This is a genomic window from Nocardiopsis sp. B62 (assembly GCF_018070675.1).
Taxonomy (GTDB): Bacteria; Actinomycetota; Actinomycetes; order Streptosporangiales; family Streptosporangiaceae; genus Nocardiopsis; species Nocardiopsis prasina.
Genome location: NZ_JAGPXK010000038.1, coordinates 22,299 through 43,186, shown reverse-complemented (window position 1 = coordinate 43,186; position 20,888 = coordinate 22,299). Strand labels below are relative to the sequence as shown.

General features: G+C 70.0%; 19 protein-coding genes. 7 read left to right on the top strand and 12 right to left on the bottom strand.

The features are described from left to right. Window positions 1–54 precede the first annotated feature (54 nt). From KBX21_RS24845 to KBX21_RS24835, 3 genes are all read right to left on the bottom strand, one after another. Complete coding sequence (locus tag KBX21_RS24845) at window positions 55–483, bottom strand: organic hydroperoxide resistance protein (RefSeq protein WP_049572607.1); 429 nt, start codon at window positions 481–483, stop codon at window positions 55–57. Window positions 484–555: 72 nt separating this feature from the next. Next, window positions 556–1,041, bottom strand: a complete 486-nt coding sequence (locus tag KBX21_RS24840) for a MarR family winged helix-turn-helix transcriptional regulator (RefSeq protein ID WP_049572605.1) — start codon at window positions 1,039–1,041, stop codon at window positions 556–558. Between the two features lie 154 nt (window positions 1,042–1,195). After that, complete coding sequence (locus KBX21_RS24835; protein ID WP_210844043.1) at window positions 1,196–2,743, bottom strand: aldehyde dehydrogenase family protein; 1,548 nt, start codon at window positions 2,741–2,743, stop codon at window positions 1,196–1,198. Between the two features lie 233 nt (window positions 2,744–2,976). On the opposite strand from KBX21_RS24835, the gene KBX21_RS24830 reads away from it, so the two are divergent. The 3 genes from KBX21_RS24830 (at window position 2,977) to KBX21_RS24820 (ending at window position 6,735) form a co-directional block, all read left to right on the top strand. Further along, complete coding sequence (locus KBX21_RS24830; RefSeq protein ID WP_210844041.1) at window positions 2,977–4,092, top strand: pyroglutamyl peptidase; 1,116 nt, start codon at window positions 2,977–2,979, stop codon at window positions 4,090–4,092. 180 nt (window positions 4,093–4,272) lie between these two features. Then, a complete protein-coding gene (locus KBX21_RS24825; protein ID WP_049572596.1) occupies window positions 4,273–5,865 on the top strand; it encodes a polysaccharide deacetylase family protein in 1,593 nt (530 codons plus the stop codon). A 192-nt stretch (window positions 5,866–6,057) separates the two neighbouring features. Continuing rightward, window positions 6,058–6,735 carry a polysaccharide deacetylase family protein gene (locus KBX21_RS24820; protein ID WP_210844052.1) on the top strand — a complete coding sequence of 226 codons (678 nt, stop codon included), beginning with the start codon at window positions 6,058–6,060 and terminating at the stop codon, window positions 6,733–6,735. 5 nt (window positions 6,736–6,740) lie between these two features. On the opposite strand, the gene KBX21_RS24815 is transcribed toward KBX21_RS24820, so the two are convergent. Continuing rightward, entirely contained in the window at window positions 6,741–8,150 is a 1,410-nt protein-coding gene (locus KBX21_RS24815) for an aldehyde dehydrogenase family protein (protein WP_049572588.1), read from the bottom strand. A gap of 59 nt (window positions 8,151–8,209) precedes the next feature. Here KBX21_RS24815 and KBX21_RS24810 point away from each other — a divergent pair, with 59 nt between their 5' ends. Beyond that, window positions 8,210–8,845, top strand: a complete 636-nt coding sequence (locus tag KBX21_RS24810; protein ID WP_210844038.1) for a TetR/AcrR family transcriptional regulator — start codon at window positions 8,210–8,212, stop codon at window positions 8,843–8,845. 302 nt (window positions 8,846–9,147) lie between these two features. On the opposite strand, the gene KBX21_RS24805 is transcribed toward KBX21_RS24810, so the two are convergent. Genes KBX21_RS24805 through KBX21_RS24795 form a run of 3 tightly spaced genes read right to left on the bottom strand, consistent with a single transcriptional unit; the run spans window position 9,148 to window position 11,798 of the window. Then, window positions 9,148–9,825, bottom strand: coding sequence for a methionine ABC transporter permease (locus tag KBX21_RS24805; RefSeq protein WP_247666292.1), 678 nt, complete (start codon window positions 9,823–9,825; stop codon window positions 9,148–9,150). After that, window positions 9,825–10,877, bottom strand: a complete 1,053-nt coding sequence (locus KBX21_RS24800) for a methionine ABC transporter ATP-binding protein (protein ID WP_307869279.1) — start codon at window positions 10,875–10,877, stop codon at window positions 9,825–9,827. Before KBX21_RS24800 ends, KBX21_RS24805 begins: the two co-directional genes overlap by 1 nt. Before the next feature lie 3 nt (window positions 10,878–10,880). Further along, window positions 10,881–11,798 carry a MetQ/NlpA family ABC transporter substrate-binding protein gene (locus KBX21_RS24795; RefSeq protein WP_210844036.1) on the bottom strand — a complete coding sequence of 306 codons (918 nt, stop codon included), beginning with the start codon at window positions 11,796–11,798 and terminating at the stop codon, window positions 10,881–10,883. 309 nt (window positions 11,799–12,107) lie between these two features. On the opposite strand from KBX21_RS24795, the gene KBX21_RS24790 reads away from it, so the two are divergent. Both KBX21_RS24790 and KBX21_RS24785 read left to right on the top strand, forming a co-directional pair. Beyond that, a complete protein-coding gene (locus KBX21_RS24790) occupies window positions 12,108–13,391 on the top strand; it encodes a glutaminase (protein ID WP_210844034.1) in 1,284 nt (427 codons plus the stop codon). Window positions 13,392–13,495: 104 nt separating this feature from the next. Further along, window positions 13,496–14,569: an Rv2578c family radical SAM protein gene (locus tag KBX21_RS24785; RefSeq protein ID WP_210844031.1), complete on the top strand. Its 1,074-nt coding sequence runs from the start codon at window positions 13,496–13,498 to the stop codon at window positions 14,567–14,569. A gap of 232 nt (window positions 14,570–14,801) precedes the next feature. Here KBX21_RS24785 and KBX21_RS24780 read toward each other — a convergent pair whose 3' ends face one another. Further along, window positions 14,802–15,008, bottom strand: coding sequence for a hypothetical protein (locus KBX21_RS24780; RefSeq protein WP_210844024.1), 207 nt, complete (start codon window positions 15,006–15,008; stop codon window positions 14,802–14,804). A 340-nt stretch (window positions 15,009–15,348) separates the two neighbouring features. Here KBX21_RS24780 and KBX21_RS24775 point away from each other — a divergent pair, with 340 nt between their 5' ends. Beyond that, window positions 15,349–15,654, top strand: coding sequence for a YrhK family protein (locus tag KBX21_RS24775; protein WP_049572573.1), 306 nt, complete (start codon window positions 15,349–15,351; stop codon window positions 15,652–15,654). 135 nt (window positions 15,655–15,789) lie between these two features. On the opposite strand, the gene KBX21_RS24770 is transcribed toward KBX21_RS24775, so the two are convergent. From KBX21_RS24770 to KBX21_RS24755, 4 genes are all read right to left on the bottom strand, one after another. After that, window positions 15,790–17,592, bottom strand: a complete 1,803-nt coding sequence (locus KBX21_RS24770; RefSeq protein WP_210844022.1) for a PASTA domain-containing protein — start codon at window positions 17,590–17,592, stop codon at window positions 15,790–15,792. Window positions 17,593–17,995: 403 nt separating this feature from the next. Further along, complete coding sequence (locus KBX21_RS24765) at window positions 17,996–18,670, bottom strand: DNA alkylation repair protein (protein WP_210844020.1); 675 nt, start codon at window positions 18,668–18,670, stop codon at window positions 17,996–17,998. 106 nt (window positions 18,671–18,776) lie between these two features. Then, the gene (locus KBX21_RS24760) at window positions 18,777–19,328 is read right to left on the bottom strand and encodes a hypothetical protein (protein WP_210844018.1); all 552 of its coding nucleotides are present in this window, start codon (window positions 19,326–19,328) and stop codon (window positions 18,777–18,779) included. A 149-nt stretch (window positions 19,329–19,477) separates the two neighbouring features. Next, the gene (locus KBX21_RS24755; RefSeq protein ID WP_210844016.1) at window positions 19,478–20,875 is read right to left on the bottom strand and encodes a hypothetical protein; all 1,398 of its coding nucleotides are present in this window, start codon (window positions 20,873–20,875) and stop codon (window positions 19,478–19,480) included. Between the last annotated feature and the right edge of the window lie 13 nt (window positions 20,876–20,888).

The following is a 20,888-nucleotide window of genomic DNA, read 5'->3' as shown; positions in this document are numbered from 1 at the left end:
GTCACTCACGTGACCGGCCCCCGCTTCGTGTGACCCGTGGGTCCGCCTCCGACCTCAGGCGGTCTTCGTGGTCAGGGTGACCTCGATGTTGCCGCGGGTGGCGCGGGAGTAGGGGCACATCTGGTGGGCGGCCTCGACCAGCTTCTCGGCCTCGGCCTGCTCCAGACCCGGGATGGTGACGATGAGCTCGACGGCGATGTCCAGGCCGTCCTCGGACTTGCCCAGGCTCACCTTGGAGTCGACGGTGGAGCCGTCCACCTTGGCCTTGGCCTGGCGGGAGACGTTCTTCAGGGCGCCGTGGAAGCAGGCGGCGTAGCCGATGGCGAAGAGCTGCTCGGGGTTGGTGCCGGGGCCGTCGTCGCCGCCCACGCCCGCGGGCACGGAGAGGTCGACGCTCAGGCGACCGTCATCGGTCTTGCCCGAGCCCTTGCGGCCCTCGCCGGTGACACTGGCGTTGGCGGTGTAGAGAACGTTGTAAGCCATGTTCGATCCCTCTCTGTGGCCCGGCGGCGCCGGGCCCGCGTGTGTCGTCGTGGAGTGGTTCGGGTGCGTCCTTCAGGTGCCCGGGTCCGGGTCGGGCGTGGCCGTCCGGCCCGCGGCTCCGGTCACCGAACGCGTGACGTGGTCGAGCAGACCCCGGAGCTCCTCGATCCTGGCGACCGGAAGGCCGGTGGCGTGCAGGACCTGGTCGGGGACTCCCCGGGCCAGTTCGCGCAGTCGGCTGCCCTCGTCGGTGACGCTGACGTGCACGATCCGTTCGTCCTCGGGCCCGCGCCTGCGGGTGAGCAGACCGGCGCCCTCCATCCTGCGCAGCAGGGGTGAGAGTGTGCCCGAGTCGAGGCTGAGCGCGATTCCGAGCTCCTTGACCGGCAGGGTCCCGCGTTCCCACAGCACGAGCATGACCAGGTACTGCGGGTAGGTGAGCCCCATGTCGGCCAGGATCTCCCGGTAGAGCCCGGTCAGGGTCCGGGAGGCCGTGTAGAGGGAGAAGCACAGCTGTCGGTCCAGGGCGAGGGGATCGCCCTCGTCGGTTCCCGCCATGTCACTCCTCCCCTCGCCGTCCCGCTCACCGTAACAGGAATCGGTTGTGCACAACAGTGTTGTCCACAACTCTTTCACGCGGAGCGGTCCCTCGCCCTCCGGTACACACGTGGGGCCCGGATCCACCGACCCGGGCCCCGCCACCCGCTCGGCACTACAGGAAGCGCACGCCCTGGGCCAACGGCAGCTCGCCGCCGTAGTTCACCGTGTTGGTGGCCCGGCGCATGTACGCCTTCCAGGAGTCCGAACCCGACTCCCGGCCCCCGCCGGTGTCCTTCTCCCCGCCGAAGGCACCACCGATCTCGGCGCCCGAGGTACCGATGTTGACGTTGACGATGCCGCAGTCGGACCCGGCCGCGGACAGGAATCGCTCGGCCTCGGCCTGGTCCTGGGTGAAGATCGCCGAGGACAGCCCCTGCGGTACCCCGTTGTGCAGCTCCACCGCCTCCTCCAGGGTGCGGTAGGTGAGCACGTAGAGGATGGGCGCGAAGGTCTCCGTGCGCACGACCTCGGTCTGCCCGGGCATACGCACCACGGCGGGCTCGACGTAGAAGGCGCCTTCGGCGTCCTTCTCCAGTCGCCGCTCACCGCCCACCAACACGTCGCCGCCGTCGGCCCTGGCCTGCTCCAGCGCCTCGCGCATGGCCGTGTGCCCTCGCTCCCCCACCAGCGGACCCACCAGGGTCGCCTCGTCGTAGGGGTCGCCGATCCGCTCGCGCAGCTGCTGGTAGCCGTCCACCACGCGCTCGACCACCTGGTCGACCACGTCCTCGTGCACGATCAGGCGGCGCAGCGTGGTGCAGCGCTGTCCGGCGGTCCCGGCCGCGGCGAACACGCTGCCGCGCACCACCAGGTCCAGGTCGGCCGAGGGCGCCACGACGGCGGCGTTGTTGCCTCCCAGCTCCAGGAGGTACCGGCCCATCCGGGCGGCCACCTTCGGGGCCACGGTCCGACCCATGGCGGTGGAACCGGTCGCCGAGACCAGGGCCACCCGCTCGTCGTTCACCAGCACGTCGCCGACCTCGGCGCCGCCCAGGACCACCCGGTGGACGTCGGCGGGGGCACCGACGTCCGCGGCCGCGCGCATGAGCAGGCCGTGGCAGCCCAGCGCCGTCAGCGGGGTGAGCTCGGAGGGCTTCCAGACCACGGTGTCACCACACACCAGCGCCACACAGGTGTTCCAGGACCACACCGCGACGGGGAAGTTGAAGGCGGTGATGACGCCGACCACGCCCAGCGGGTGCCAGGTCTCCATCAGGCGGTGCCCGGGGCGCTCGGAGGGCATGGTGCGGCCGTAGAGCTGGCGCGACAGACCCACGGCGAAGTCGCAGACGTCGATCATCTCCTGGACCTCGCCCAGGGCCTCGGAGCGGATCTTGCCCGCCTCGATGGTGACCAGCTCGGCGAGGTCGGCCTTGTGCTCGCGCAGCAGCTCACCGAGCCGGTGGACGAGCTGCCCGCGCACCGGGGCGGGGGTGTCCCGCCACGCGGAGGTGAAGGAACCGTGGACCTCGGCCACCGCCCTCTCGGCGGAGGCCGGGGTGTCGAACTCGACCGGGAAGAGCGTCCCACCAGTGATCGGCGTGCGGGCCTGACCGGGCGCCCCGAGGGGTTCGGGCAGACGGGTCGCGCCGCACCGTTCCAGGGCGGTCCGCGCGCGTTCGGCGAGGACCTCGGTGTCGGGGAGGGCACCAGTGTGCATGTGTGTTCTCTCTCCGTTGAGAGGGGAGGCGGTCATCACACACCTTGCCAACTCCGGGCCCGGCGGTCCACCCCCGGCGCCCGGACCGCGGGGTGTGGCGCCGCGCCCGGACCGGGTCCTGGAACGGGCCCCGGGGCCCGCACCTGGGCGGGCACCGACCCGTACGGAGTGTCGTGGGGGACCGTTAGAATCGCGGAGCCGCTCACCCCGTCCCCGACCCAGACAGCTGGCCCGTGCACCCCGACACCACCCTCGAAGAGGCCCGCGCCGACCGTCCCGAGCCGCGCCAGATCCTGGCCCGCTCCGGCTTCGGCGCCGCCGACCCCCTGTTCGCCGCGGACCTGCGCGCGAGCACCGATCTCGGACAGGCCCGGGAGGTGGTCGCCTCACACGCCTCCCGACTGTGGACCGAGTCCACCCGCACCGGCCCCGACCCCGTCGACGACCGCCCCCTGTACTGGGCACGGCTGGTCCTGCGTTCCCGGCTGCGCGCCTGGGAGCCGTCCTTCCCCCTGACCGAACCGGAGCGCTCCGGGCTGCTCCACCTGTGCGAGACCGCCTCCCGGGGCATCACCGACCTCGACTTCCCCCCGGGCGACCGGTGGGTCCGCGTGGTGGTCACCGGATTCGACCCCTTCCACCTGGACACGGACCCGGGCTGCTCCAACCCCTCCGGAGCCGCCGCCCTGGACCTGCACGGGTGGACCTTTCCGGTGGGTGAGCGCACCGCGGTGGTGCGCGCCGCCGTGTTCCCGGTGCGCTGGGGCGACTTCGACGCGGGGCTCGTCGAGGAGGCACTGGCCGACCAGTACGGCGTGGCCGACGCGGTGATCACGCTCAGCCGTGGCCGCGGCCAGTTCGACCTCGAGGTCTGGAACGGGGCGTGGCGCGGCGGCGGCACCGACAACCTCGGGGTGTCGCGGACCGGACGCGCCCCGGTGCCCGGGCCCGACGCCCCGGAGTGGACCCGCACCACCCTCCCGCTGGAGCGGATCGTCGCCGAGACGACCGGCCCGACCGCGATGGTCGTCAACACCGAGGTCACCGAGGTGCCCGAGGGTGGCGACACCCCCGTGACACGCCCGAACGGGCCCAGCGCCGATTCCTCTTCCAGAAAGGGGGGTGGCGGCGACTATTTGTCCAATGAGATCGCCTACCGCAACACACTGCTGCGGGACCGGGCCGGTTCACGTGTGGCCGCCGGGCACGTCCACCTGCCCAACACCGGGCGTCCCGCCGAGCACACCGACACCGTGGCACGCACACGCGCCCTCGTGGCGGTCGTGGCGGCCGAGGCCCTGTCGGCACCAGCCCCCGAGACCGAGCCGGAGGGCTCCCCGGGGGACTGAGGTTCGGCGGGGCCCGGTGATACCGGGGGGTGACCGGGAGGACGGTGGTGACACGCCCGAGCGCGGGTCGAGTCCGCAAAATTCACCTTCCGGCCACAGAGGGGCAATTCGTCACTCTGCGAACACGTCTCGTCGCTCTGAGGTCGCCTGGCGGGCGTGTGGCTTCGATAAAGTCCCCACGTGGCTGACACCTCACTGCGAAGAAATCTCACTGTCAGTGCTGCTCTGGGGCTGCTACTGGTCCCGGGCTGCCACTCCGCGGAACAGAGCCTGCCCTACGCCGAGGCGATCCAGTTCTCTCCGGACACCCTGGAGAAGCTGGTCACGCGCACGGTGTCGGTGCAGGACGACCACAGCACGGTGAGCTACCGCTATCCCATCCTGGGCGAGTCCCATCCGCTGACGGCGGAGATCCGCACCGGGATGGCCGAACGCCAGACCGCGTTCCTGGAGGAGCTGCCCGACCACGGCAGCCCCGAGCTGGTCCAGGACGTGGAACTACTGGCCGCCTCCGAGGACGTGATCGGGGCCAGGACGACCGTTGTCACCTCGGGTGTGCGCGGGGCCGGCACCGAGACATCGACACTCTGGTACGACGCCGACACGGGCCGGGTCCTGCCCTGGACCTCGCTCTTCAGGGACGAGGGGTCCCTCGAGGCGGCGCACCTGGCCGTGGCCCAGGTACTCAAGGACGGTTACCAGCTCTCCGTCGACCAGATGCCCGGGCTCCTGGGCGAGATCGCCACGCGGGCGGAGGCAGACCCGGACTCCGTCTCCGCGGTGGCCTCCGAACCGGCCGCCTCACCCGAGGCGGAACCCGAGGAGAACGGGGAGGCGGCCGGGACGGACGGTGCGGCTCCCACGGCCGGTGACGCGGATCTGACCGACCCGGAACAGGCCTGGGAGGCCGCCGAACGCTGGGCGGCCTCACCGCTGGCCGACCTGGCCTTCAGCACGGCGGGTGGGCTGGCCGTGCGGCTGGACCCGTCCGACGTCCCGAGCGCGGGCCGGGTCAGCGAGGTCCTGCTGCCGGTGGAGCCGGAGGAGACCGAGGAGCTCCTCTCGGAAATGGGCTACCACGCGCGCAGCGCCGCCGTGGGGGCCAACTCCGACCCGGAGGACTTCCCGTTGGACGGCACGCTGACCGCCGAGGGCAGCAGTCTGGACTGCGAGCGCCTCAAGTGCGTGGCGCTGACCTTCGACGACGGCCCGGGCGAGCACACCGAGGAACTGTTGGACCACCTGGGCGAGTACGACGCCAGGGCCACCTTCTACGTGATGGGCTCCCTCGTGGGCGAGTTCCCCGAGATCGTGGAGCGCACGCACGCCGAGGGCCACGAGATGGGCAACCACACCTGGAAGCACGACGACCTCACCACTCTGTCAGCCGACGGGGTGGCCAAGGACCTGGAGCGCACCGACAAGGCGATCCAGGAGGTGACCGGGGTGGCGCCGCCCACCCTGCGCCCGCCCTACGGTGCGATGAACAGCACCGTGAGCGACGCCACCGAACACCCGATCATCCTGTGGGACGTGGACACCATGGACTGGCAGAACCGGGACACCGCCGCCGTCGCCAAGCACGCGCTGGACGAGGGCAAGCCGGGCAGCGTGATCCTGTTCCACGACATCCACAAGTCCAGCGTCGACGCCATCCCGGACGTGCTGGAGGGCATGCACTCCGAGGGGTTCCACTTCGTGACCGTCAGCGAGATCTTCGGCGAGGACGGCCTGAAGCCGGGAGAGACGCACACGGACGCACGGGTCGACTGAACCACCGGTTCCGAACGGGCCCCGGTCGCCGCATGGCGACCGGGGCCCTCGACGTTCCCAGGACGGCGTCTCCCTGGTCACGCACACTCTGAGACGCGCCGCATATTGCACCTGGTGTCTGATTCGTCTAAATTTCGACGCGTGAAAGTTACCTCTTTGACGCGCGGGGCCACCGTTGGCGCGGCCGGGGCGATGCTGATCACCTCCGGCCTCCTGCTCGGAGCCGCGCGCCCGGTGACGGCCGCGCCCTCCGAAGAGGCCCCGGACTGCGACGAGGTCGCGTGCGTGGCGCTGACCTTCGACGACGGCCCCGGGAAGTACACCGAAGCGCTCCTGGACACCCTGGCGGAACACGACGCCAGGGCCACCTTCTACCTACTCGGGTCCAAGGTGGGCGACCACAGCGAGGAGGTGCGGCGCATGGCCGAGGAGGGCCACGCGATCGGCAACCACACCTGGAAGCACGACGACCTCACCACGCTCTCCCACGACCGGATCAGGGACGACCTCGCCCGCACCGACCGCGCCGTCGCCGAGGTCACCGGCGAACGGCCCCGGAGCATGCGCCCGCCCTACGGCGCGCTCGACGACACCGCCCGTGAGGCGATTCCCCACCCCATGGTGCTGTGGGACGTGGACACACTGGACTGGCAGCACCGCGACGGCGACCGGATGCGCGAGATCGCCCTGGACGGTGTGGGCGACGGCAGCGTGATCCTGTTCCATGACATCCACGAGACCACCGTGGAGGCGATCCCCGCCCTCTTGGACGACCTCACCGAAGGGGGCTACCACTTCGTGACCGTCAGCGAGCTGTTCGGGGACGACCTCGAACCGGGCACCGCGCACACCGACGCCCGGTCCGGGTAGTCCGCTCAGAGCATCCGACGCAGGATGCGCTCCTTGACCTGGCTGATCGGCGCGTAGGCCACGCGCATGGTGTCCATCAGCAGCGACTTGTCGAGCACCGCCTTGGTGTGCGAGAAGGTGTCGATGGATGCCGCCGAGTGGTAGGCGCCCATACCGCTCTCCCCCACTCCCCCGAAGGGCAGTTCCGGAACGGCCAGGTGCGCGATCGGCAGGCCGAAGCCCAGGCCGCCCGAGGAGGTCTCGGTGGTCAGGCGGCGCTTGGTGGTCTCGGATTCGGTGAACCCGTACAGCGCCAGCGGCTTGTCGCGTTCGTTGACGAACCGGATCGCCGCGTCCAGATCGGGCACCCGCACCACCGGCAGGATCGGCCCGAAGATCTCCTCGGCCATCACGGGCGAGTCCGGATCCACGTCGGCCAGGACCGTGGGCGCGATGTAGAGGTCCCCACGGTTGGTGCGCCCGCCCGCGACGACCTTGCCGCTCTCCAGCAGGGCGCTGAGCCGGTCGAAGTGGCGTTCGTTGACGATGCGCCCGTAGTCCGCGCTCTGGGCGGGGTCGGAACCGAACATCTGGGTGATGGCGGCGGCCAGCTCCCGCTGGAGCGTGTCCGCCGTGTCACCGATGGCCAGCACGTAGTCCGGGGCCACACAGGTCTGCCCCGCGTTGGTGAACTTGCCCCAGGCCAGACGGCGGGCCGTGGTGGCCAGGTCCACGCCGGGCTCGACCACCGCAGGGCTCTTGCCGCCCAGTTCCAGGGTGAGGGGGGTCAGGTGCCTGACCGCCGCCGCCATGACGATCCGGGCCACCGCCGAGTTCCCGGTGTAGAAGATGTGGTCGAAGCGCTGCTCCAGGAGGGCGGTGCTCTCGGCGACACCGCCCTCGACCACGGCGACGGCCTGGCTGTCCAGGTAGCGCGGGATCAGGTCGGCCAGCGCAGCCGAGGTGGCCGGGGAGAGCTCGGAGGGCTTGACCACGGCCGCGTTGCCAGCGGCGATCGCCCCGACCAGCGGGGACAGGGCCAGGTTGACGGGGTAGTTCCACGGGCTGATGATCAGCACCGCGCCCAGGGGCTCGCGGACGCGGCGGGCCCTGGCGGGGGCCAGGGCCATCGGGACGGACACCCGCTGGGGGCGCAGCCAGGAGGCCAGGTGTCTCAGGGTGTGGTCGATCTCGTTGACCACGAACCCGATCTCGGTGGTGTGCGCCTCCACCGAGGGCTTGCCCAGGTCGGAGCGGAGGGCCTTCTCCAGGGTGGCGCGTTCCTCGGTGAGCAGACGGCGCAGCGCGCGCAGCTGGGCGCGGCGCCAGGAGAGCGGTTTGGTACGCCCGCTGTCGAAGGTGGCACGCAGCCGGGACACGATCTGGGGGATCTCGGTGATGAGGGTGAGCGGTTCGGAGGCGTTCGTGTGAGCCATGGCCCAAGAATAAACGAAAACGTTTCGTTTCCAAATGCCGTCTCGCATACGATTCGAGTATGACGACGGACCATCTGCCGGAGGCGTCCGCTGGTTCCGCCCCAAGGGGCCGACCCCGCGACGCCAGCCGGGATCGCGCGCTGATGGACGCCACCCTCACCGAACTCCAGCTGCACGGCTACAGCGGTCTGACCACCGCCGCCGTCGCACGTCGGGCGGGGGTCTCCACCGCCACCCTCTACCGCCGTTGGCGCTCCAAGGAGGACCTGGTGGTGGGTGCCGCCCGGGCCTGGGCGGAGAACCTGGGCCCCGACCACGACCACGGAAGCCTCGCCGCCGACCTCGGCGTGCTGCTCCGGGACAAGGCCGCCGCGTTGGAGGGCCCCTCCGGCCGTCTGTTGCGCGCGGTGCTGGGCGAGGCCGCCCACAACCGGGCCCTGGCCGACGTGCTCTTCGACGCCTTCGTGATCCCCCTCCAGGGCCGGGTGCTCGCCCTGCTCGACCGGGCGGTCGAGCGTCGGGAGATCCCCGAGGTGGAGGACCCCCTGGTGGTCGCGGAGCTGGTCATCGGCCCAATGGTCAGCCACACGTTCCTCGTGCCCCCGGAGGCGGGCGGCGGACACGCCGCCACCCCGGGCGCGGACATCGCCGAGCGCCTGCTCCCCTACCTGCTCAGAGCCCTGGGCGCACGGTGAGGATGAGGGAGCGCGCGACGCCCCGGATCAACTCACGGCCGTCCTGACCAGGTCGACGATGGTCTGCTCCGCCCGTTCCCCCAGCTCGGTCACGGCGTGGGCCGTGGGCCATCAGGCCGCCCTCGTCGTCGAGGTCGGCCTCCGTGGTGAACCCGAGACCGGAGTGGCGTTCCTTGTCCGCCTGCCCCGCTGCGAAAGAAACACACGGCCCTTCCCTTCCCAGCGTAGGCGGGCTGCCCATACCACAGCGTGGGTGACAGTTCCGGGGCCTGCGCGCCGATGTGAGGTGACCAGGGCCGACCCTAGCGGCGCATCACACGCCGGGCCAGCCTGTTGCCCACCACCTGCAACACCTGCACGAAGACGATGACCACGAGCACGGCGAGCCAGGTGACCTCGGGACGGAACCGGTTGTAGCCCTCGACGATCGCGAAGTTGCCGATCCCTCCCCCGCCGATGATGCCCGCCAGGGCGGACATGTCAGTGATCGCGATGACCACGAACGTGTAGCCGAGGATGAGCGGTCCCAGGGCCTCGGGCAGCAGCACGGTGAGGACGACTCGGCTGCGGGAGGCACCCATGGACCGGGCCGCCTCGATCACCCCAGGGTCGACCGAGACCAGGTTCTGCTCCACGATGCGGGCGATCGCGAAGCTGGATGCGCAGATCATGACGAAGACGACCGCGTCGTTGCCGATACCGCTGCCGACCACCTGGATGGTGACCGGTTGCAGCGCGGCGATGAGGATGACGAACGGGACGGGGCGGACCAGGTTCACCAGGACGTTGGTCAGGTGCCAGACCGGCCGGTTGGCGAACAGCCCGCCCTCGCGCGTGGTGAAGAGAGCGAGCCCGATCACCAGACCGGCCAGGCCACCGATCAGGAACGCCCAACCGACCATGTACAGCGTGTCGAACATCGCCCGGACCAGGGCGGGCCCGTAGTACTCCCAGTCCAGGTCACGGTAGGTCCCGATCATCAGTCCACCTCCTGTACCGGGCTGGCTGCGGCCAGTTCCGCGATCAGCCTCTCCGCGGCTTCGGCCGGTCCGCCGACCGCCAGGGTCACCAGGCCGTAGGAGGAGTCCTTGGTGGTGCTCATCCCGCCGTGCACGATCTCGAAGCTGGCACCCAGCCGGTCGGCGCGGCCCAGCACGGAGCCGACCGCCACGGAGTCCTTCAGGGACACCGTGACCAGCCGCCCGGACGTCGCCCTCCTGATCCGCGCCACGTCCTCGGGGGTGGGCCGCCCCTTCAGCGCGGACGCGACGAACCCAGGCTCCTCCCCGGAGTACGGGTCGGAGAAGAGGTCGTGGACCGATCCGGTCTCCACGATCCGCCCCCGGTCCATCACGGCCACCCGGTCGGCGATGGCACGGATGACCTCCATCTCGTGGGTGATGGCCACGATGGTGATGCCCAGCTCCTCGTTGGCCCGCCGCAGCAGGGCGAGGACCTCGGCAGTGGTGGCGGGATCCAGGGCCGAGGTGGACTCGTCGGCGAGCAGGATGTCCGGCTCGGCGGCCAGCGCCCGGGCGATCCCCACGCGCTGTTTCTGCCCACCGGAGAGCTGTTCGGGGTACTGGTCGGCCTTGTCCGTCAGCCCGACGAACTCCAGGAGTTCGTCGACCCTTCGCCCGCGCCGACGCCGGTCCCACCCCGCGATCCGCAGCGGGTAGGCCACGTTCCCGGCCACGTCGCGGGAACCGAACAGGTTGAACTGTTGGAACATCATCCCGATCCGGGAGCGGACCTTCGTGAGCCGCCGTTCGGGAAGGGCGGAGATCTCCTGGTCCAGCACGTGGACGGAGCCCGAGGTGGGCTTCTCCAGCCCGTTGACCAGGCGGATCAGCGTGGACTTGCCCGCGCCGGAGAAGCCGATCACGCCGAGGACCTCACCACGGTGGACGCGCAGGGACACGTCGTCGACCGCGGTCACGGCCCGTTCCCCCTCACCGAAGGTGCGTGTGACGCCCTGGAACTCGATCAGTGCCGTCCGCGGCCGCGCGCCGTCGGGGTGTTCCGTGCCCACGTCTCAGGCTCCGTCGCCGATGGCCGCCTCGTACTCGGCCAGGGCCGTGCGCAGCTCCTCGACGTCGACGTCGGCGGGGACGGAGGTGCCCTCGGACAGCTCCGAGGCGATCTCCAGGACCCGCTCGTCGTGGTAGAGGGCGGCGATCGCGGCCAGGGCCTCGTCGTCGCGGTCCTCGTCGCGCACCACGAAGGCGTTGACGAACGGGAACGCGGCGGGGTCCTCGGGGTCGTCACCGAACAGGGCGGAGGTCGGGTCGATCCCGGCGTCGTTGAGGAAGCTGTTGTTGATGACCGATCCCTGCACGGACTGAAGGGCGTTGACCGTCTGCTCGGCCGACAGCGGCGTGACCGTGACGGTGGAGGCGTCCTCGTCGACGTCACGGGGCTGCGGTTGCGGGGAGTCCCCGGTGAGTTCGACCAGCCCGGCCAAGGCCAGCACGTTGATGGCGCGGCCCTGGTTCACGGCGTCGTTGGGAACGGCGATCTCGTCGCCCTCCTGGAAGTCCTCGACCGAGTCGTACTCCTCCGAGTACAGGGAGAGCGGGACGATCTCGGTGGGTCCGACCGGGGTCAGGTCGTCCCCGGAGGCGACGTTGTAGTCGGCCAGGTAGGCGATGTGCTGGAACCAGTTGGCGTCCAGGTCACCGCTGGACAGCGCCGGGTTCGGCTGGTTGTAGTCGGTGAAGTTGACCAGTTCGACCTCGTGGCCGAGTTCCTCCTCGGCGAGCTGCGCCAACAGCCGGTGGGTCTCGTTCTCACCCACGACGCCGATCCGGTAGGCCTCCCGTTCGGTTTCGGTGGAACCCTCGTCCCCCTCGGTTGCGCAGCTGGTCAGGGCGAGGGCCAGCGCCGAGGCTGCGGCGACCGTGGTGAGGGCGTGGCGGCGCCGGAGGGGGTGGGAGCGTGCGGTGGTGGGCATGGGGCTTCTCTTTCGCGTGTGGTGCGTGCTCGCACAGCCGGGCGCGGCAGCGGAAACGCTCCGGATCGGACGGCAGGGAATTCCGGATCCATTGGAGAATAGCCCACAAAAGAAATGCGGAATGCTGAAATATTTCATCAACAAAACAGGAGTCGACTACTGTTAACAGGCGTTGAACGGAATTCTGAAAACGCGGTTCACATTTCCCTCTGAGGTCGAGCCCGGGAGGATTGTGGAGGCGGTGACCTGGGCAGGACCGTGAGGCGACTCACATCGCGACACCGGCCGGAGAAGACGGAGGAACCCTTGTTGCGCTCACCGATCCTCGACTACCTCGACGCCATCATCGAAGACACCGAGCACGTGGTCTCGGGCGCCCGGGCGGACTACATCCCGGAACTGGCCTCCGCCGACCCGGACCGGGTGGCGGTGGCGCTGTGCACGGTGAACGGGACCGTGTACGCGAGCGGGGACGCGAACCACGAGTTCAGCATCCAGTCGATGTCCAAGCCCTTCGCCTACGCGCTGGCGATCGAAGACCACGGCCTGGAGTTCGTCCTCGACCGCGTCGGGGTGGAGCCCAGTGGCGAGGCCTTCAACGAACTGTCCCTGGACCCGGAGACCGGCAGACCCCGTAATCCGATGATCAACGCGGGGGCGATCGTCACCCACGCTCTCGTCGGCGAGGACCACCGCCCCGCCGCGGACCGCGTCCTGAGACTCTTCTCCGACCTGGCGCAACGGCCGGTGGAGGTCGACGAGGGGCTGGCCGCCTCCGAGCTGGAGACCGGGGACCGCAACCTCGGTCTCGCCTACCTCCTGCACGCCTCCGGAGGTCTGGAGCAGGACCCCGCCGCGGCCGTGGCGGGGTACGTCCGCCAGTGCTCGGCCAACGTCACTGTGCGTGACCTCGCGCTCATGGCCTGCACCCTCGCCAACGGCGGCGTGCAGCCCAACACCGGCCAGCGGTTGTTCGGCAGGCGCACCACCCGGTACCTGCTGAGCGTGATGGCCTCGTGCGGCATGTACGACGCGGCCGGTGACTGGCTCACCAGCGTAGGAATCCCCGCCAAGAGCGGCGTGGCCGGGGGCATCCTCGGCGTGCTGCCCGGCCAGGTCGGGGTCGCGGTGTTCTCCCCGCGTCTGGACGCGCATGGCAACAGCGCGCGCGGCGTGGCCATGATGGAGAGGCTGTCGAAGGACCTGGGCCTGCACCTGATGGAGCCCGGCAGACCCGCCCGCTCGTCGCTGCGCGAGACCCGCAAGGAGGTCGTCGACGGCGAACCGGCCACGGTCTACGTACTCCAGGGCGACATGGTGTTGAGCAGTATCGAGGCCCTGGTGCACGAACTGGTCGAGAACACGCCCTCGACCCACCTGGTGGTGTTCGACATGAGCCGGGTCGACGAGGTGCTGCCGGTGGCCCGCCGCACGTCCGCCGCCATGACCGCCAAGCTGGTCGACACCGGCCACCGGATCATCCTGGTGGACCCGGAGGAGACCGTCCCCGAATTCCAGGACAGCCGAGGCCGCGCGGTGGAGCGCTGGACCCCCGAGCGCCTCGAACGGAGCCAGCTCCAGGGCGGATCCTGAGCCCTATCCGCACCGGCCACGCCGTGGCGGGCCCACACCGGACGTGATCCACAACCCCACCGCACCACTGGACAGACATTCGAAAACATGTTCGAATTGACCGCATGCGCTGGGAGAACCTCCGAGAGGGAACCAAGAACACCGGGCAGGGGTCACTGTTCGAACCCGCCCCGACCCCACCCGAACGCGGCACCGGGCGGGCCGGTCTGGGCACCCCCGCGCCGGGGCCGGTCCTGGCGGGCCAGGACGGCGAGGCGGTCGCCATCGAGATCCAGGCCCGCAGCATCATCAACCGCGTGCCCGGCGACGACCCGATGTTCCGGTGGACCATCAACCCCTACCGGGGCTGTTCGCACGCCTGCGTGTACTGCTTCGCCAGACGCACCCACGAGTACCTCGACCTCGACAGCGGCCGCGACTTCGACACCCGCATCCTGGTCAAGGTCAACGCCGCCGAACGGTTGCGCGCCGAACTCGCCCGGCCCTCGTGGCGCGGCGAACACATCGCGATGGGCACCAACACCGACCCCTACCAGCGAGCTGAGGGCCGGTACCGGCTGATGCCGGAGATCATCGCGGCGCTCCGCGACACCGCCAACCCCTTCTCGATCCTCACCAAGGGCACCCTGGTCCTGCGCGACCTCCCCCTCCTGGAACAGGCCGCACAGGTCACGAGGGTCGGCATGGCGGTGTCGGTCGGCTCCGTGGACACGAGTGTCTGGCGCACCGTGGAGCCCGGGACCCCGAGCCCCCGCGCACGGCTGGGCGTGGTGCGCGCGCTGAGCGAGCGCGGGCTGGAGTGCTCGGTGCTCATGGCCCCGATCCTGCCCGGGCTGACCGACTCAGCGGAGCAGATCGAGGAGACCGTCGCCGCCATCGCCGAGGCCGGGGCCACCCGCGTCTCCCCTGTCGTACTGCACCTGCGCCCGGGCGCGCGCGAGTGGTACCGGGCATGGCTCACCCGGGAGCACCCGCGCCTGCTGCCGCTCTACCGCGAGCTCTACGCACGAGGCTCCTACGCCTCCGACTCCTACCAGCGGATCGTCACCACGGCCGTCCGCGAGGTCGCCGCCAGACACGGCCTGAACAGACCCGGGTCACCCCGGGACGCCGAGAGGCCGTCCGAACCCTCCGCGCCCCAGGGGCAGCTTTCTCTGGACCTGCCCACGTCGGCCTGAGTGCGAGGCAGGTCCGACACACCGGCGTCGAGGTGGCGGCCACGACCCGGCTCGGTGCGCGGGCGCCGACCCGGTTCCTCTTCGGCTGAGTGCACGCTGACGCACCGAACCAGAAAAGGAGTTCGCGCGAAGCGGCAGATCGGGCCGGACCTGACAGTCGAGGCCCAGGAGCAGCCACGCACGAAAAGCCCCCTCCCGCCGAAGCAGGAGGGGCAACAAGCCCCAGGGAAGGTCAATCCCCAAGCGGAGAGAACTGGTTCACCGTGACCACCGCCCAGACCGTCACGCCGGCCAGGACCACCCACACTGCCCACATCACCCACAGGGCCCATTGAGAGCCCACAGCCACCGTGGCTGCGGCCAGAGCGATCGGGGTCATCCCGGTAGATGTCATCAACAGGCCGGTTGATCGTCGGGCTCGTCTCAGGTCCTCGTCCACGAGGAGATCTTAGGAGCGTCGTTCGGCTTCTAGGTCCGGCCGCGTTCCAGTCTTCGTCTGCTTTGCGATGACCTGTGTCGCGGCCAGGCCGGGGGCTGGCTCGGCGGCGCGTCGGACCGGGACCGCTGTCGACGAGCGACCTTGTGCGGAGCCCCGTGACGCTCGGCCGGGCGACCCCCGCATCCCGTTCAGGTCCCGCCGCCCGCTCAAGGCTCCTTTCCCTCAGCCCATGGAGACCGCCCCCGGGCAACGCGCCGCAGGACACGGGTACGCGGCGGCACCGGGTTCGGGACCGCATGATGGCGGATGGAGCCAGGACCCCGGAGCCGGAGGAACCGCAATGCGCGAGCGTGACCCCAACCAGCCTCTGACCGTGCGGGTCGGTCACCGCGAACTCGTCATCCGGCGGCGTTACGAGGTGTTCAGCATCCTCAACGACGTCCTGATCGCGCTGTGGTTCATCGCGGGCAGCATCATGTTCCTCTTCCAGGACCTGATGACCGCGGGAACCTGGTGCTTCCTCGCTGGCAGCCTGGAACTTCTGGTCCGGCCGCTCATCCGACTCGGCCGACACCTGCACCTGTCCCGGGTCCGGGCGGGCACGCGCCGCTCCGGGATGGCGCCCGAGACCTCCATGGACTTCTGAGCGCGGCCGGGGTGCTCGGCACACGCGGGACCCGCGCCCCGAGCCGGTCAGCCGCCGCCCGTCCGCCCAGGGTCGTGGACGGCGGCAGGAGACGGGCTCAGTTCGTCGGGGCCGTGGCGCCCGGGCCAGAAGCCGTCAGCACGAGGTGACCGGGCGCCAGGGACCCCACTCGTTGGACTCCGAGGGGGAACTCTCGGAGTTCCACCACGCGGCTTCGTACTCCTTGCCCTCGTGCACGACACGGGCGCCCTCCGGGTAGGTGGTGCCCTCGGACCAGCCCCCGGAGGTACAGGGAGCGGCCTGCTCCTGCTCCTCCTGCCGGGGCTCCTCGGAGTGCTCCTGGGTCGGCGGAGCGGCGGCCTGCCCTTCCTCTCGATCGTCCTCGGTGCCCGTGTCCTCCTCCTGCCCGGCGTCCTCCTCCTCGTCCTCCTCCGGCCCCGTGGAGATCACGAGCACCACGAGTGCGCCCTCATCGACCACGGCCCCCGGGCCGGGGGTGTGGCTCTCGACCTCGCCCGAGGGCCGCTCGGACTCGGCGGCGTCCTCGACCCGGGACTCCAGGCCGAGTTCGGCCAGCGTGTCGACGGCCTCCTGTTCGGAACCGCCGACCAGGTCGGGAACGGTGACGCCCTCCACGACGGTGAGCACCACGGCGGCGTCGTGGGGAACGGTCTCGCCCTCCTGCGGGTCACTTTCGGTGACCGTTCCAGCGGGCAGGCCCTCGGACGGCTCCTGCACGACCTCGACGTCGGTGAATCCTTCCTCTTCCAGGGCCTCGCGCGCGTCCTGTTCCAGGGAACCGACCACCTCGGGCATCAGGACGGTCAGCGGTCCCGCGGCCACCGACAACCGGACTTCGGCCCCCTCCCCCAGCTCGCGACCGCTCTCCGGGCTGGATGCGGTGACCAGCCCGGCCTCGACGTCGTCGCTGCGCACGTCCCTGTAGGTGACCTCCAGGGCGACCGGCAGTTCCGCCAGAAGGTCGGATGCCTCTGCAGGGGAGACCCCGACCAGGTCGGGCATGAGCGCGCCGCCGGGCTCGGCGCCCTGTTGGGTGAGGGCCCACAGCACCGCTCCCCCGACCAGGGCGACGACGAGGGCCAGGGCGGCCCACAGCAGCGTGCGGCGGCGAGGCGGCGAGGTGCCTTCGGAGGTTCCCCGGTCGGCGGGGGCCACACGTGCCACGTGTCGGCCCTCGGCCGGGGGCAGGGATCGGACGGTCTGACCGAGCAGGGTGCGGTACTCGGCCGCGTCGGCCGGGCGTTGCCGGGGGTCGGGGTCGTTCCCCCGGGCCACCAGGGCGCTGATCGCCCCGCCCACGGCGTCGCGCCCAGCGAGGGAACCCTCGGCGTCGGTGCCGGTGACCATGGCCTCCAACAGGGTGGCGACGGCGGCGACGTCGTCCTGGGGGCCGAAGTCGGCCCCGTCCCGGCCCGGGCCGGTCGGGGCGGTCAGGAGCAGGAGGCCGACACCGCCGTCGTCGGCCAGGGTGACGGTCCGGGGTCCGATGTGCCCGTGGACCAGGCCCTGTGCGTGCAGGACCTCCAGCGCTTCGAGCAGGACGTCGACGATGTCGAGCGCCTCGCGGCGGGAGACCCTCTCCTGGAAGCGCTCACCGATCAGGTCGTCCACCCAGGCGCCGTGGTGGGGCTCGGTGACCGCGTACGCGGTGCCCTCACGCATCCCCCCGGACAGGACCGATGAGAGGACCGGGTGGCCGAGTTCCTCGAAGGCCCGCAGGCGCTCCCGGAACTTCCTGGTCAGGTCCGCTCCGTCCGCGCCGCCGACATCGAACAGCTCCACACGGACAGGGTCGCCGGTCTCGGTGTCGTCCGCTTCCAGCAAGGTGGTGCGCGCGGAGAGCTGACGCTCGTCGTGCACACGGAAACGTCGCCTGAGCGTCTCGTTTCCGGGGGTTTCGGGGGAAAGGGTCACCATAGGAGGATTTTAGTTTCACTGCGAAGCCTCGAATCCCCGGCCCGAGCGGAACCGAGGCCCCTCCCCGAGCCGCCTGAGGCAGAGTTCCTCCCTACATGTTCCGCGCGAAATGCCGTATCGGCACTTCAGGGCGCGGACGGACGCCCGGGACGGCCACAACCGAGACGCGCACGGGAAGGGCCGGGCCGTGTCGACGCCGACCGGGACTCTGGGGAACAACACACGAGGTCCGGGCCGTGCACAACGCCTCGGGCCGCGCGAACCGCGACCACCTGCGAGAACAACCCCTTCGAACAGAACCCCGGACCGATCGGTGGGCCCTTGGTCACTTCTTTCGGCACGAGGGTTCTGTTCTGGGAGCCAGAGCGTCGTGCTTGTCGAAATGCACGACGTCGGCGCACCTTTACGTCGTAGATTTCTGGCGACGCACCATCTCGTTGATCCACACCGGCGCGAACGGGGTCAGACAGCCCGGCGGGGTCGGATAGTCCTTGAGCACCTCCAGGCGCTCACCGATCCCCACGGCCCGCTCCCGGTACTCGGCGTGGTCGATGCCGATCCGCGCCAGACAGTTGTTCATCTCCCACTGCAACCGGTCCGGGGCGGAGGCCATCTCCCCCTCGATGGTGTCCAGCAACCCCGACAGATCCAGGCCCTCGGGCCGCTTCCCCACCCGTTCGGTGGTCAGGGCCCACCCCGCGCTCGCGACCACCGGATCCGGATCGTCGAACCAGGCCAGGCGCAGCGCCTCGGCGTGCGGTCCCTTCTTGACCAGGTAGTTCACCAGCCAGTCGTGCACCTTGGGGACTCGCGCCTCGCGGAGCATCGTGTCCAGCTGGTCGTGGCCGAACAGCTTCGGTCGGCTGATGAGGATCGCCAGCAGCCGCGCCGCGCCGTCCCCGGTCCGCCAGAGCTCCACCGCGAGGTCCTGCTGCTTCCCCAGCCGTTTGGCCACGGCGCGCAGCTTGCCCAGGTTCACCCCGTGGTCGTCGCCGTGCCGCGCGTTCACCTCACGGATCCGGGCGTCCTCCAGCCCGGCCAGCTCGGCCATCACCTCGTCCACCGTGGTCTCAGCCATCACGTCTCCCCTCCCCCACTCGACGCGTCCCATCTACGCCGCAGGTCAGACTACTCCTGGCGTCCGTCCGAGGAGGGGCCTGGAGCAGCACGGCGGCAAGGGCCACCTACGTTCCGTCACCCCCGTGCGGCTTCCCCTGGTCCCCAAAGACGTCCTCGTACCGGAAGGTTCGTTCGCGGGTTCCACCCCCGAGGTCTTCGTTACGCTGGAAGGTGAGAAGGAACGTGTGGGAGACGCCAGGGTCCACATAGTCCTGTGAATCGTCCGCAGAGTCCCTTGAGCCCTTTCTCTCTGGAAGTTTCACGGACGGAGGATTAAATTCGAACTCCAGCCAGTCGCCCTTGTTCAGGTCCTTGATCTCGAAGTTGCCCACAGCAAGATCGGTGGCACGCCTGTCGATGGTGACCTTGTGCGCGACTTCGTCACCGTGGTTGGTGATTCGGCCCCGCCTGGTACCGCGGGCGTTGGAGGAGCAGTCTCCTTCGTAACCAGGGGTGAGCTGGAGATCCACATGACAGGTACGCGCGACTGCCGTGGCCCGTTTCTCGGCTCTGACGGCCAGGGCGTGAGCCCGCATGGAAAGACAAAGAGAGACGACCGCTGCCAGCACGGATAGAGCCGCGAAGACTCCGGAGAACGTGGCTACTTCACTACTCATGCGAGAACAATAGCGCTCGGACAGCCCGCGCCCCGCTTGAACCCAGCTTCGACCCATCTCTGCGGTGGTCACAGAAAAGGAACTGCGCAAACGCGGGGCGTTATCGCCGCATCTCCAATTTGAAGCAGCACGCCAGCGGCCATCCCCTGTCACGCCCTGACGAGTCTCCGCCCGCTCGACTGCCGAAGCGACGACCTCTCCGAAGTGCTCTGACCTCGCAGCCGATCGCGTGCGTTGTCGATAACGGTCCTGCTCCTGGGAGAGATTCCGGATCCGAAGCCCTTTCGGTGGCCGTCATCCAGCGACGGAACCCGGGAAAGGTCGCCTTCACCGAGTGAGGCGGTCATCCGCTCCCACAGCTTCGGGTCCAGGGCGGCCTGCTGCACCGCCGGGGAGGGTACGGCCGGATCGACGGCGGGCTTCGGCTTAGGCTCGTGCACGAGTTCGTCCGGCACCGAGCGGCAGAGCCGTCCGCAGATCACGCAGGTACCGCCGGGGGTGTTGCGCACGGTCGGATGGTGGGGGCAGGTACCAGCGGCTCTTCCCTTGCCGTCGACCAGGAACCGTTCCGGACGGGCGAACGGGTCGGCGTCGTCCACCACCGGCCACGCGGGTGGGGAGGCCTCCACCCCGGTGATCCCTCGGCCCAGCGCACCGTCCAGGAACGCGCGTGCGGCTTGCATGTCGCACAACCGCCGCATCAGCGCGGGGAAGGGACGCCGTAAGCGTTCCGCCCCCGAGAGCAAAACCCTGATGTCGGCCACACCCAGCCCCTGGCGCAGGAGTCTCTCCACCGACCGCGCCAACCGGTTCCGATCCGTCACCGGGTCGGTGAGCAGCGCAGCGGGAATATGGTCGATCATCTCGAACCATCCACCCCTGGGCCTTTGTCCCTTTTGTTCACCTGTGCCTGAGGTGCCACGGACGGAATCGCCCACCCCCTCATCAGAACCGTTCCCAGGGGAACGGTCTGTGGGTCGATCTGAACTGGGGGTGGGCTCAACCTGAGCTGGGGTACGGCAGCCCCTCAACGACGGCCGGGTCTTCGGGGTGAGGGGCTCCTCCCCCAACCGGGCCCGGCAGGCGTTGATCTCCTCCAGCACCGGATCGGGATAATCCTCGGCGGGAACCAGGAGCTCCAGGACACACGGCAGGTGATGGGAGGAGCGGCCCCGGGCGATGTCCCCGGCGAAGAACTCGACGGTCTCCGAGCGGTCCAGCTTGCGGACCACACCGGCCTCGACCAGGTCGTCGATGGCTCGCTTGAGACTGCTGACGCTGAGGGTGCCGCCGGAGCGTTTGGCCAGGTTCTCCAGCAGGAAGTAGCACCACCGCCCGTCGGCGTCCACCACGTCAGCGATGGCCACCAGGGCGGGTAACGAGCGCAGCGTGGGCAGCACTCCCCTGCGGAAGACCTGCTGGACCCAGATGGCGAGAATGAAGCCGATCCCCTTGAGGGCGCCTTGGGGGCGTTTGCGCGGCGGAACGAACCCGACCAGGTTGTGGGATTCGGAGGTGCCGGAGGGGGGCGAGGCGTTAGACTCCATGATGAGTCGCCTT